11 protein-coding genes and 1 pseudogene are annotated in these 12,668 nt (G+C 69.1%); 6 read left to right on the plus strand and 6 right to left on the minus strand.

Annotated elements, in window-relative coordinates; all coding sequences use genetic code 11:
• Positions 1-122: 122 nt before the first annotated feature.
• Positions 123-1,613, plus strand: a complete 1,491-nt coding sequence (locus AB4Y94_RS17220; protein ID WP_441729246.1) for a sensor histidine kinase — start codon at positions 123-125, stop codon at positions 1,611-1,613.
• Positions 1,614-1,744: 131 nt separating this feature from the next.
• Here the strand turns inward: AB4Y94_RS17220 and AB4Y94_RS17225 are convergent, their stop codons facing one another.
• Complete coding sequence (locus AB4Y94_RS17225) at positions 1,745-1,993, minus strand: WhiB family transcriptional regulator (RefSeq protein ID WP_035837005.1); 249 nt, start codon at positions 1,991-1,993, stop codon at positions 1,745-1,747.
• A 184-nt stretch (positions 1,994-2,177) separates the two neighbouring features.
• Between AB4Y94_RS17225 and AB4Y94_RS17230 the strand changes: the two genes are divergently transcribed.
• Positions 2,178-2,624 (plus strand): hypothetical protein, encoded by a 447-nt coding sequence (locus AB4Y94_RS17230; RefSeq protein WP_441729247.1) that lies wholly within the window; start codon positions 2,178-2,180, stop codon positions 2,622-2,624.
• Positions 2,625-2,711: 87 nt separating this feature from the next.
• Positions 2,712-3,590 carry an alpha/beta fold hydrolase gene (locus tag AB4Y94_RS17235; protein WP_441729248.1) on the plus strand — a complete coding sequence of 293 codons (879 nt, stop codon included), beginning with the start codon at positions 2,712-2,714 and terminating at the stop codon, positions 3,588-3,590.
• 12 nt (positions 3,591-3,602) lie between these two features.
• On the opposite strand, the gene bcp is transcribed toward AB4Y94_RS17235, so the two are convergent.
• The 3 genes from bcp to aroA form a co-directional block, all read right to left on the minus strand.
• Entirely contained in the window at positions 3,603-4,082 is a 480-nt protein-coding gene (gene bcp, locus AB4Y94_RS17240) for a thioredoxin-dependent thiol peroxidase (protein WP_441729249.1), read from the minus strand.
• Between the two features lie 140 nt (positions 4,083-4,222).
• Complete coding sequence (rsgA, locus tag AB4Y94_RS17245) at positions 4,223-5,275, minus strand: ribosome small subunit-dependent GTPase A (protein WP_441729250.1); 1,053 nt, start codon at positions 5,273-5,275, stop codon at positions 4,223-4,225.
• Entirely contained in the window at positions 5,276-6,661 is a 1,386-nt protein-coding gene (gene aroA / locus AB4Y94_RS17250; RefSeq protein WP_441729251.1) for a 3-phosphoshikimate 1-carboxyvinyltransferase, read from the minus strand.
• A 111-nt stretch (positions 6,662-6,772) separates the two neighbouring features.
• Between aroA and AB4Y94_RS17255 the strand changes: the two genes are divergently transcribed.
• Together AB4Y94_RS17255 and AB4Y94_RS17260 are read left to right on the plus strand one after the other, a co-directional pair.
• On the plus strand, positions 6,773-7,420 hold the full coding sequence (locus AB4Y94_RS17255) for a sigma-70 family RNA polymerase sigma factor (protein ID WP_441729252.1): 648 nt from the start codon (positions 6,773-6,775) through the stop codon (positions 7,418-7,420).
• Complete coding sequence (locus AB4Y94_RS17260; RefSeq protein WP_441729253.1) at positions 7,417-7,659, plus strand: anti-sigma factor family protein; 243 nt, start codon at positions 7,417-7,419, stop codon at positions 7,657-7,659. Before AB4Y94_RS17255 ends, AB4Y94_RS17260 begins: the two co-directional genes overlap by 4 nt.
• 64 nt (positions 7,660-7,723) lie before the next feature.
• On the opposite strand, the gene AB4Y94_RS17265 is transcribed toward AB4Y94_RS17260, so the two are convergent.
• Positions 7,724-8,494 (minus strand): VOC family protein, encoded by a 771-nt coding sequence (locus AB4Y94_RS17265; RefSeq protein ID WP_441729254.1) that lies wholly within the window; start codon positions 8,492-8,494, stop codon positions 7,724-7,726.
• A 116-nt stretch (positions 8,495-8,610) separates the two neighbouring features.
• Here AB4Y94_RS17265 and AB4Y94_RS17270 point away from each other — a divergent pair, with 116 nt between their 5' ends.
• Positions 8,611-10,824, plus strand: a complete 2,214-nt coding sequence (locus AB4Y94_RS17270; RefSeq protein WP_441729297.1) for an MMPL family transporter — start codon at positions 8,611-8,613, stop codon at positions 10,822-10,824.
• A 56-nt stretch (positions 10,825-10,880) separates the two neighbouring features.
• Here AB4Y94_RS17270 and AB4Y94_RS17275 read toward each other — a convergent pair.
• A pseudogene (locus tag AB4Y94_RS17275) lies at positions 10,881-12,629 on the minus strand (cation:proton antiporter); the annotation flags it as partial.
• Positions 12,630-12,668: the final 39 nt, after the last annotated feature.

Raw genomic sequence — 12,668 nt, forward strand, 5'->3', positions numbered from 1 at the left:
CTGCACAGCATGGCGTATCGGCAGCGCTGCGCCGCCCTGCGAACCTCCCCATTTCGGGGACGATGGTCCCCGGAACGGGGGCCACGACATCCGCGGGGGAATGCTGATCTAGGCTGTTCATCGTGTCTACGCTCAGTGATCTCGTTCTCGCCCAGGGCCGCAGCGCCGAAGACGTCGACTGGCTGCACATGCTGGTCGCCGACGCGCAGCTGTTGGCGGACCTCTCCTTCGCCGACATCGTGCTCTGGGTTCCGACCGAGTCCGGCAATTTCGTGGCCGTCGCCCACGCCAGGCCGTCGAGCTCGGCGACCCTGTTCTACCGCGACTTCGTGGGCCAGGAGATCAAGGCGGAGTGGCGGAAACAGGTCACCGAGGCGTTCGAGACCGCGCAGATCGTCGACACCACCGCACCGGACTGGTACGAGGAGACGCCCACCCGGGTGCGGGCCATCCCGGTCATGCGCCGGCTCAGCCTGACCGGCTCCGAGATAACGGATGCCCCGGTGGCGGTGCTCACACGGCACACCAACCTCAGCGAGGCCCGCACCCCCGGGCGCCAGGAACTCACCTTCAACGACTGCGCCAACGACCTGTTCGAGATGATCGCCTCCGGGGACTTCCCTGACCTCGGCGCCCCGGCCGGACCGCGTCGCGGCGCGCCACGCGCGTCCGACGGGCTGATCCGGCTCGATGTGGACGGAACCACCACCTTTGCCAGCCCGAACGCCCTCTCCGCGTTCAACCGGATGGGCTTCGTCGACGAACTCGAGGGGGAGTCCCTGGCCGAGGTGACCACGAGGCTGCTCAGCGGCCACGCCGTCGTCGATGAGTCACTGCCGCTCGTGGTCACCGGGCGTGCGCCGTGGCGCACCGACATCGAGGCGCGAGGGGTGACAGTGTCGCTGCGGGCGATCCCGATCCGCAACCGGGGGGCACGGATCGGCGCGATCGTGCTGTCCCGCGATGTCACCGAACTCCGCCACCAGGAGCGCGAACTGATCACCAAGGACGCCACCATCCGGGAGATCCACCACCGGGTGAAGAACAACCTGCAGACTGTGGCGTCGCTGCTGCGCATCCAGGCCAGGCGCACCCACTCCGACACCGCGCGGGAGGCGCTGACCCAGGCCATGCGCCGGGTGGGCGCCATCGCGGTCGTGCACGACACCCTCTCAGAGGGGCTCAGCCAAATCGTCGATTTCGACGCCGTCTTCGACCGGGTGCTGCTCCTGGTGGCCGAGGTCGCATCCGCTCACAACACGACGGCGCACCCGAAGCTCTCCGGCAATTTCGGCCGGCTGCCGAGCGCCTACGCCACCCCGCTCGCGCTCGCGCTGACCGAACTGGTCACCAACGCGGTCGAGCATGGGCTCGCCGGGCGGGAGGGCGAGGTGGTGATCGAGGCCGCACGCGACGACGACACCCTCACCGTGAAGGTGCGCGACAACGGGTCGGGGCTCCCCGAGGGGAAAGTCGGGTCTGGCCTCGGCACCCAGATCGTTCGCACCCTGATCCAGGGAGAATTGAGCGGGACCATCGACTGGCACACGATGATGGGCAGCGGCACCGAAGTGACGATCGAGATCCCGCTGCGGTTCATGCAGGAAAACTAGCCCGCGACATCCGTTGCATCCGCGACGAACGGATGCAACGGATGGCGCGCGCCTGACGGCATCCGTTTCACGGACTGACGCGGCCGGATGGGCGTCGTGCGCCGGCGTCGGGCTCGGCGGTGGGCTGGCTGTTAGGAGGCGCGGCGGGCGCGAGCGGCGCGGCGCTTGAGGGCGCGGCGTTCGTCTTCGCTCAGTCCGCCCCAGACGCCGGAGTCCTGGCCGGTCTCGAGTGCGTACTGCAGGCACACCTCGGTCACATTGCATCGGGCGCACACGGACTTTGCCTTCTCGATCTGGTCCACGGCGGGTCCAGTGTTGCCGACGGGAAAGAAAAGCTCCGGGTCAGCTGTGAGGCATGCCGCTTTATCGCGCCAATCCATAGGGGTGTGCTCCTTTATTGCGGGGGTGCATGGCCGAGGGCCTAAATGCGAGGACGGCCAGGTCGCAGGAAAAAAGGAAGATCTACAGAGGAGATCTGGTCACGTCACTGTGAGCGTCAACCGGGCCTCAAATATCGTCGCATAATAGGGGGGTCAAATCAATAGCTTTGTATGGGATTCCCCTGTGAGTGAATGGTCAGATCAGAGTCCGGACGCCGCACCGGCCGTACCGGCGCGGCGTCGACCCCTGGCGTTGCTGGTGGCGGCCGTGCTGTTGGCACTGGAGGCGATCACCCTGTGGGGTGTCGTCGTGTGGCAGGTCGTCGAGCTCCTGACGGCGACCCCCACCTCCTTCACGAGCGCCATCGCCCTGCTCGTTATCGCGCTCATCGCTGCCGTCTGGGTGAGCGCGATCGCACTGAACGTGCTGCGGCACCGGTCCTGGGTCCGCGCGGCCGCGGTCACCTGGCAGTTGCTGCAGATCGCAGTCGGGATCGGCTTGTTCCAGGGTGTGGACGCCAACCCGGGCCTCGGCCTGGCCATCATCGTCCCTTCGGTCGTCGTGATCGGGTTGATGTTCGTGCCGAGCGTGATGGCCGCCACCGGCGTTGAGCGGGACAGCCGCCCCTGACTCCGCGCTCCGCTTGACGACGGATGCCCCGGCGAGGATAGTTCGAGGTGGTCGGGCGGGCGGCGGGACGGACGGGCGGGAGGATCCATGCACGACGATGGACTCTACGGTTCGCTGAGCGGCGGCTTCAGCGGCGGCGGCCTCGACAGCGGCCGGTCGATCGAGACCCGGCTGGGGATGCTGCGGGTGCGGGAGATGGGCGCCGGGCCCCCGGCGGTGCTGTGGCACAGCCTGTTCGTGGACTCCACGACCTGGAGCCGGGTTGTCACGGGCCTGGCCGGTCACCGGCGGCTGCTCATCGTCGATGGGCCGAGCCACGGTGACAGCGAATGTTGGGTGGAGCCGTTCACTTTGGACGACTGCGTCGGTGCGGCCGGTGACGTGCTCGACCGACTCGGGGTGCGGGAACCGGTCGACTGGGTCGGCAACGCCTGGGGCGGCCACGTGGGCATCGCCTTCGCCGCGTCGCAGGCGGACCGCTGCCGCACCCTCGTCACCGTCGGCACCCCGGTGCATCCGCTCACACCCGACGAACGGCGCCAGCTCGAGCTGCTGCTTCCGGTGTACCGGCTCGCCGGCCCGGTGCGGCCGATCATCAAGGCGCTCGCCGAGTCCCTGCTCGGGCCGGGCGCCGAGCCCGACGCCGTCGAAGCGGTCGCGCACGCCTTCCGTCGGGCACCGCGCTCGGGGATGCGCAACGCCATCCGCTGCGCTGCGCTGGAACGCCCGGACCTGACCGACACCCTGGCCGCGGTGCTGGCGCCCACGCTCATGGTCACCGCGGCCCGGGATCCCGGCTGGACGCCGACGGAGGCCCGGGCAGTGGCCGCATCACTGACCGGGCTCGGCATCATCACGCTCCCGGGCACCGGGCGGGTGAGTCCGCTGTATTCGGCCGCGCCCGCCCTCGTCGCACTGGTCGCGAACTTCTGGTTCGACCCGCTGACCTACGTGAGCAGCCGCTGAACGGCGCAGCCGTTAGAGATCGATGCCGAGTTTCTTGCGTAGGCTGGCGACGTGCCCGGTGGCCTTCACGTTGTAAAGCGGCAGCACCACTGTCCCTGACTCGTCCACCACGAAGGTGGAGCGCAGCACGCCGGTGACGAGCTTGCCGTACAGGTTCTTCTCACCGTAGGCGCCGTAGGCGTTGTGCACCGACAGGTCCTCGTCGCTGAGCAACGGGAAGTTCACCGCGTCGTGCTCCTGGAACTCCTTGAGCTTGGCCGGCGCGTCCTTGGAGATGCCCAGCACCTGGTAGCCGGCGCTCCCCAGCGAAGCGAGGTTGTCGCGGAAGTCGCACGCCTCGGTGGTGCAGCCGGGCGTCATCGCGGCCGGGTAGAAGTAGACCACGACCTTCTGGCCGGCGAAATCGGACAGTGAAACGGACGCCCCGTCCTGGTCGGTGAGGGTGAAGGACGGTGCCGGGTCGCCGGCTTCAAGGCGCGTGGAATCGGTCATGCCTCAACGCTACTCGTTCGCCCGCCCGTCCTGAATCGCCCGGGCACCCGAAAATGCGCCGGGCACCCGAAATTGCGCGCGCCCCGCGCGTTATCGGGTGCCCGGCGCCGCGGCAGCCCGTCCGGGGTCCCGCCAGGGGCTCAGTGGGCCGGCGCGTTCGCGAAGGTCGACAGCAGCCGCTGCAGGGAGTCCAGCCGGGCCGGGCCGGTCTCGCCGAGGTCGCCGCGTTCGACGGCCTCGATGATGGCGCAGTCGGGGGAGTCCGGCAGGTGAGTGCAGCCCCGCGGGCAGTTCTCCGCGACGGATGCGAGGTCGGTGAACGCCTTGAGGATGTTGTCGGTGTTGATGTGGCCGAGCCCGAATGAGCGCACACCGGGAGTGTCGATGACCCAGCCGCGGCCGGCATCCGTTTCGAGGCGGAGCGAGATCGTCGACGATGACGTGTGCCTGCCGCGTCCGGTAACCGTGTTGACCACGCCGACCGCTCGCAGCGCGCCAGGGACCAGGGCGTTGACCAGGGTGGACTTGCCCACCCCGGAATGGCCGACGAAAACCGTGTCGTGGCCGATCAGCGCCGCGGAGATCTCAGCCAGGGGCATGTGGTCTTCGCGCGAGGCGAACACCGGGAGGTCGAGCCCGGCGAAATTCTGCAGGAACTCCGACGGGTCGGCGAGGTCGGTCTTGGTGATGCAGAGGATGGGCGAGACGCCGGCGTCGTACGCGGCGACCAGGTAACGGTCGACCAGGCGGATGCGTGGCTCCGGGTTCGCGGCGGCCACCACAATCAGCATCTGGTCGGCGTTGGCGACGATGACCCGTTCCACCGCATCCGTGTCGTCTGCGCTGCGGCGGAGCAGCGTCTTCCGCGGCACGATCCGCACGATCCGGGCGAGGCTCCCCTCCGCTCCGGTGGTGTCACCGACGATGTCGACCCGGTCTCCGGTGACCACCGCGTGCTTGCGGAGCTCGCTCGCGCGCGCCGCGGTGAGCACGCGCTCGCCCTGCCGGTTCTCGTCGAGCATCACGGTGTAGCGGCCGCGGTCGACGGCGAGCACCCGCGCGGTCAGCGCGTTCTCGTGGCCGGGCCGGGTCTTGGTGCGGGGCTTGTTGCCCTTGCGGTTGGGGCGGATGCGCACGCTCGACTCGTCGTACTCCGGTTCAGGATCGTCGTCGGCGCTGTCCCACCAGGTCATCTAGAGCACGCTCTCCGCGACGAGTCCGCGCCAGAGCGAAGCGAACTGGGGGAGCGTCTTGGCGGTCGTGCCGATGTTCTCGATCTCCACCCCGGGAACGACGAGACCGATGATCGCACCGGTGGTCGCCATCCGGTGGTCGTCGTAGGTGCGCCACACCCCGCCGTGCAGCGGTCGCGGGTCGATCTGCAGGCCGTCATCCAACTCGGTGACGTGCCCGCCGAGCCCGTTGATCTCGGCGGCAAGGGCAGCCAGCCGGTCGGTCTCGTGGTGGCGGATGTGGCCGATCCCGGTGATCGTGCTGGGGCCGTCCGCCAGCGCGGCCAGCGCGACCAGGTTCGGCACCAGTTCGCCGCCGGTCGACAGGTCGATGGTGACTCCGGTGATTCCGCTGCTGCCGGCAGAACCACGGCGGATGCCGCCGGCGGCGACCGTGAGCCGGTCACCGTCGACCGTCACCTCGGCTCCGAACAGCGGCAGCAGGGCCGCGAGGTTCGCCCCGACCTGGGTGGTGTGCGCCGGCCAGCCGGTGACGGTGACGCTGCCGCCGGCGACGAGGGCAGCGGCCAGGAACGGTGCGGCGTTGGAGAGATCGGGTTCGATGTCCACCTCGGCTCCGCTGATCGGGCCGGCGGCGACAACCCATTCGCCCGGCTCCCGGCTTTCGACGGTCACACCGCGGCCGGCCAGGGTGGCGATGGTCATCTCGATGTGAGGCAGGCTGGGCAGGCGCTCGCCGGAATGGGTGAGGTGCAGTCCGTTCTCGAAGCGCGCCGCGGAGAGCAGCAGGCCGGACACGAATTGGCTCGACGTGGACGCATCGATGGTGATCTCGCCGCCGGCGAGGCGTCCGGTGCCGTGCACGGTGAAGGGGAGCGCGCCGCGTCCGTCGTCGTTGATGTCGGCTCCGAGCGCGCGAAGCGACGTGATCGTGGTGCTCATCGGCCGGCGGCGGGCGCCGGCGTCGCCGTCGAACGTGGTCGGGCCGAGGGCGAGCCCGGCGACCGGGGGCAGGAAACGCATCACGGTGCCGGCCAGGCCGCAGTCGATGGTGGTGGAGCCCAGCAGTTCCCCGGGGGTGATGCGCAGGTCGTCGCCGTAGTCGCCAAAGCCGGGTACCGCGTCGATGGTGGTGCCGAGCTGGCGGAGTGCTGACACCATGAGGTCGCTGTCCCTGGAGTGCAGGGGGGCGCGCAGCAGCGTCGGGGAGTCGGCCAGTGCGGAGAGCACGAGCTCGCGGTTGGTCAGCGATTTCGACCCGGGAAGGGACAGGCTGGCAGTCAGCGGCCCGGCGGCCGTCGGCGCTTCCCAGAGCGCGTCGGCGTCATCCGGTGCGTTATCGCCGTACGGGTTGAACTCCGGCTTGGAATATCTCGAGATCAGCATCGGTTATCAGAATAGTCGGTGAAGTTTGAGAGAGGGAGGTGTTCATTGGCGCTATCAACGGTCCTGGAGCGGCCGAGCGCGGCTCCGGTTGACGGCTTAGTATTGCCGGTGATGACTTCCGCAACGCCAGATACGCCAGCAGCGCCGAGCACGCCCGACGCCCCAGACGTGCGGGACCTGTTCGAGGAGCAGGCCCTGCCGTTCATCGACCAGTTGTACGCGGCGGCGATGCGGATGACCCGTAACCCGTCCGACGCACAGGACCTCGTCCAGGAGACGTTCGTGAAGGCGTTCGCCGCCTTCGCCCAGTTCCAGCAGGGCACGAACCTGAAGGCGTGGCTCTACCGGATCCTCACCAACACGTTCATCAACACGTACCGCAAGAAGCAGCGCGAGCCGTACCAGGGCACCATCGACGAACTCGAGGACTGGCAACTCGGCGGCGCTGAGTCAACCACCGCGATGGCGAGCAGGTCGGCCGAGGCTGAGGCCATCGACCACCTGCCCGACAGCGCCGTCAAGGACGCGTTGCAGGCGATCCCGGAGGACTTCCGGCTGGCCGTCTACTTCGCCGACGTTGAGGGGTTCTCCTACCAGGAGATCGCCGACATCATGAAAACACCGATTGGCACCGTGATGAGCCGACTGCACCGTGGCAGGCGACTCCTTCGCGAGATGCTGGCCGGCTATGCAGAAGAGCGCGGGCTCAGCATCAGCCAGCCGGCAAGCCAGAAGAGGCCAGGGAGCACGAAGAAATGACGGACTGTGGGTGCGAGAAGGCCAAGGCCGAACTCGAGGAATTCCTGCACAACGAACTCTGCGCGTCCGACGTCGCAGAAGTCCAGGAGCACCTGGAGACCTGCGCGGACTGCCGCAGCGAGGTCGAGGTGGGCCGCACACTCACCGAGGTGATGCAGCGTGCCTGCAAGGAGAGCGCGCCGGAACACCTGCGCGAGCTCGTGATGCTGAAGCTGCGGGGCCTCCAGGCCGCACGGTAGGCGCCAGTACCCGGATGGCCCGCGCCAGCACCCGGACGGCCCGGGGCCAGGTGGCCGAACTGGCTCAGGCGACCGAACTGAGCAGGAACATCGCCCCGGTGGGGTCCGTCACCTGGGCGAACGTGCCGTAGTCGCTGGTCCAGGCTTCCCGCACGACCGTCCCGCCCAGTTCAGCCACCCGCGCCGAGGCCGCTGCCGCATCCGGCACGCCGAAGTACACCTGCCAGTGCGATGGCGCCCCCGCTGGAAGCCAGTCGTCGGCGTCGTAGACGCCGCCCGGCATCACATCCTGGTGCCCGAACGTGCTGTACCGGAATTCATCGGAGTCGCCCAGCGGTTGCAGTCGCCAGCCGAACACCTCCTGGTAGAAGCCGGTCGCGGCGTCCCAGTCGCGGGTGTTGAGTTCGTGCCAAACTGGCGTGCCGACCTCCCCGAACCGGCGGAACCCGGTGTGCGCGGCGGACTGCCACAACCCGACCACCGCGCCGGACGGATCGGCGATGATCGACATCCGCCCCTGGTCGCCCACGGTCATCGGCTCGGCCAGCACCCGGGCGCCGGCGGCCATGGCGGCATCCGTTGCCGCATCAGCGTCGGCGACCGACAAATAGGTCATCCACGCGTTGGGCGACTCCGCGCCCGGCATCGGACCCGCGAGGCCGGCGACCGCGTCGTCGTTGTCGCGGAAGGTGATGTACTTCCCGTATTCCTCACCGGCCTCCGTCGTGGTCCAGCCGAACAGCCGGGTGTAGAAGTCCCGCGCTGCCGCGGGGTCAGGCGACATCAGGTCGACCCAGCACGGTTCGCCCAGGATGGACGCGTCACGAACAGACATGGCAGCTCCGGAGTTCGGTGGTCGAGGTCAGCCTACGTCCGGAGAAATCCACGGGCAAGGAATCAAACTTTCGTTCGACGCGCTTCGACGAGGTTCGCCTTAGCCTCGATAGTGTGATGAAACCTTCCCGGGCCCAGTCCCGTTCCGGCGCGCCCGCCTGGCTCCGCATACTCCTTCCCGCCGTCCTGATCCTCGTCTGGTTCGCCCTGTTCGGCGCCGGCGGCGCATCCTTCGGCCAGATCAGTGCGGTGTCCACGAACGACGCCGCCCAGCAACTCCCGGCCAGCGCCGAGGCGACTCGGGTGCAGGCGCTCCAGTCCGGCTTCCGGGGCAGCGATTCCCTGCCGGCGGTCCTGGTCTACCAGCGCGACAACGGCGAGTTGACGGATGCCGACAAGGCTGCGATCGACGACCAGGTCACCGCGATCGCGGCGCTGGACGGCGTCCTGCCTGACTCGGTGTCACCGGCCATCGTCTCCGGCGACGGTCGGGCCGCGGAGGTCTTCATCCCGATGGACAACGCGCAGAAGCCCGCCGAGACGGTGAAGCAGGTGCGGGACTATCTCAGCAGCACTGAGATCGCCGGGGTGAGCGCCTATGTCACCGGGCCCGCCGGACTGATCGCCGACCTCACCGCCGCGTTCGCGGGGATCGACGGCATCCTGCTGCTGACGGCCCTCGGCGCCGTGCTCATCATCCTGGTCATCGTCTACCGCTCGCCTTTGCTGCCGCTGATCGTGCTCGGCACCAGCCTCTCCGCGCTCTGCGCCGCGGTGCTGGTGGTGGTGTCTCTGGCCAGGGCCGACCTGCTGGTCCTCACCGGGCAAACCCAGGGCATCCTGTTCATCCTGGTGATCGGGGCGGCGACGGACTATTCGCTGCTGTACGTCTCCCGGTACCGCGAGGCGTTGCGGGACTACGAGCGGAAGTGGGACGCGACGTGGGTGGCGCTGCGCGGTTCGTTCGAACCGGTCGTCGCCTCCGGCGGCACCGTGATCGTGGGGCTCCTCTGCCTGCTCTTCAGCGACCTCAACTCGAACAAGTCGCTCGGACCGGTCGCCGCAATCGGGATCGCGTTCGCGATCATCGCCGCCCTCACCCTGCTGCCGGCGCTGCTGCTCTGGGCGGGCCGCGTCGCGTTCTGGCCGATCCGGCCGAAGTTCGGCTCAGAGCATGCCCATGTCACCGCCCGCGGCGAAGTCGCCCGCGGCGTGTGGCCGAAGCTGGCCAGGCTGATCAGTCGGCGGGCCCGCGTGGTGTGGATCGCGTCGACACTGCTGCTTGCGCTGGCGTGCATCGGGGTCTTCCAGTTCAAGGCCGACGGCGTGCCTCAGAGCGACTTCGTGCTCGGCGAGTCGCAGGCCAGGGACGGCCAGGCCGTGCTCGGCGAACACTTCCCCGGCGGCTCCGGAACGCCGGCGGTCGTCGTCGCGCCGGAGAGCAGCCTGCGGGACGTCGCCGACCTGTTGCTCGGCACCGACGGTGTCGACTCGGTGGCTGTCCTGGCGACGGACTCGCCCAGCGGCAGCGTTCCCGTCACCGGAGACGGCCTGCAGCCGGTAGGGCCGCCCGGCACGCCGGTCGCCGAGCCGACCGTGGTCGACGGGGCGGTGATGCTGCAGGCGACACTGGACTACGCCGGCGACTCGACAGAGGCAGAGAGCGTGGTGCGCGGCATCCGCTCTGACGTCGCCGCCGACAGCGGCCTCGAGGGGGTGCTGGTGGGCGGAACCACCGCGATCGCCATCGATACCAACGACACCGCCGTGCACGACCGCAACCTGATCATCCCGATCATCCTGGGTGTGATCCTGCTGATCCTGATGTTGCTGCTGCGTTCGATCGTGGCGCCGGTGCTGCTGGTCGCGACGGTCGTGCTCTCGTTCGGCGCGGCGCTCGGCGTCTCGGCCTGGATGTTCAACGGCGTGTTCGGGTTCCCGGGAGCCGACCCGTCGGTGCCGATGTTCGGCTTCGTGTTCCTGGTGGCGCTCGGGATCGACTACAACATCTTCCTGATGACCCGGGTGCGGGAGGAGTCGATCCTGCACGGCACCCGGGAAGGCATCCTCCGCGGCCTTGTTGCCACCGGCGGGGTGATCACCTCCGCCGGGGTGGTGCTCGCGGCGACGTTCGCCGCCCTCGGGGTGCTCCCGATCCTGTTCCTCGCCCAGATCGCGTTCATCGTGGCCTTCGGGGTGCTGCTCGACACCTTCCTGGTGCGGTCGCTGCTGGTGCCCGCGCTCGCGCACGACATCGGTCCGAAAATCTGGTGGCCGAGCAAACTGGGCCGCGCGGCGACGGCTTCGCGCAACGGGGCGGATGCCGCGTAGGCGGGTGTGGTGACCCCTCCGGGGGTGATCTGCGGGAGTTGGTCGCCGAGCTCGGCGAGGCGTGACTCCTCGAGGTCGAGCAGGTGCTGCGCCCGCTCCAGCACCCGGGAGCTGTAGGAGCCCGCTGAGCGGGCATCCAGCAGCGCCGCCCGCTCAGCCTGGAGCACCCGGAGCCGGAGCGCGCGGTGCTGTTCGTGCGGTCCGGCACCGGGGGAAGCGGATGCTCCCTCGCGGTCGTCGGTGTCGGCATCCGCTGCCGAGGCCGGACCGGCCTGCGCGCGCTCGGCCATCGACTCACTGATGGTCCGGCTGTCGGCGCGGACCCGGTCGATCACCTCCGCATCGAATGCCGCACCGTCGTCCTGCGCCAGGTCGGGGCTGTCGAGTGTGGCCAGGCCCACCCTGCTCACCTCGTCGACGAGGGAGGCCAGCTCGGTGCGATCGGCGGCGGCATCCGTCCCGACGATCCCGAGCCGCCGGATCAGCAGCGGAAGCGTGCCGCCCTGCGCGAGCAGGGTGACGACCGCGACGGTGAAGGCGATCAGGATCAGCTGGGGGCGGTAGGGGATGTCCCTCGGCAGCGATTGTGCGGCCGCGAGGGTCACCACGCCGCGCATCCCGGACCAGGCGAGGACCGCCCCGCCGCGCCAGCCCAGTCCCTCCGAGGTGAGGAAATCGACATCCGCTCGTCTGCGGGTGAGGAAGCGGCGCAGTTTGGGGCGGTCCGCCGGGGCGGGGCCGGTGGAATCCGTGGCCCGTTCCAGGTGTTCGAGGGCGGAGTCGATGCTCTTGACCCGCCGGGCCGCCCGCCGCTGGTCCCGGCGGAGGATGCCGATCAGCGGAACCACGAACACGATGCGGATCACGACCAGGACGACCGTGACCAGCAGCCCGAGGCCGATCGCGGTCATGATGCCGAGGTGGTCGTCGCGCACTTGTTCGAGGAGGCCCCTCAGCTCGAGTCCGATCAGCAGGAACACGCCGTTCTCCAGCACGAACTGCACCGTGCGCCAGTTCAGCCGTTCGCTGATCCGGTCCTGGGCGCTGAACCGTTGAGCGCTGCGGTGCCCGGTGACCAGGCCGGCGACCACCACCGCGAGGACACCGGAGGCGTGGATCTCCTGGGCTGGCAGGTAGGCGATGAACGGAACCGCGAACGAGATGGTGGTGTTCAGCACCGGGTTGCCGAGCTTGGAGCGCACCCACACCGAGACGGATCCCACGACCAGGCCCACGACGATCGCCGCCGCGACGGCGAACAGGAAGTCGCCGGCGATCTGCCACAGCGAGACGGCGCCGGCCATCGCAAGGAGTGCCGACCGGAGCAGCACCAGCGCAGATGCGTCGTTGACCAGCCCCTCGCCCTCGAGCATCGTGACCAGGCGTGGGGGGAGTCCGAGCCGCTTGCCGATCGATGTCGCGGCGACGGCATCCGGTGGGCTGACGACAGCACCGAGGGCGACAGCGGATGCCAGGCTGAGGTCGGGGAGCAGCCAGTACAGCACGAACCCGCTGCCGAGGGCGCTGACGAGGACCAGCAGCACCGAGAGACCGGTGATGGCCTTGAGGTTGCGCCGGAAGTCAACAAGGGGAACGTTGACGGCCGCCGAATAGAGGATCGGCGGGAGGACGAGGGCGAGGATCAGTTCGGGCGGGAAGTCGACCAGGGGGATCCCCGGCAGGAAGCTGACCGCGATCCCCACGACCACGAGCACCAGGGGTGTGGCGACGCCGAGCCGTGGCGCGATTGTCGCGACCGCGACGATCGTGAAGAGGCCGAACAAGACGAGCAGCGCGTAGTCCACGCCACCACATTACGGCTCGCCCGCCACGCGAACCTGCAC

Origin of the sequence: Glaciibacter sp. 2TAF33, assembly GCF_052114945.1 — a bacterium.
Classification (GTDB): Bacteria; Actinomycetota; Actinomycetes; order Actinomycetales; family Microbacteriaceae; genus Cryobacterium.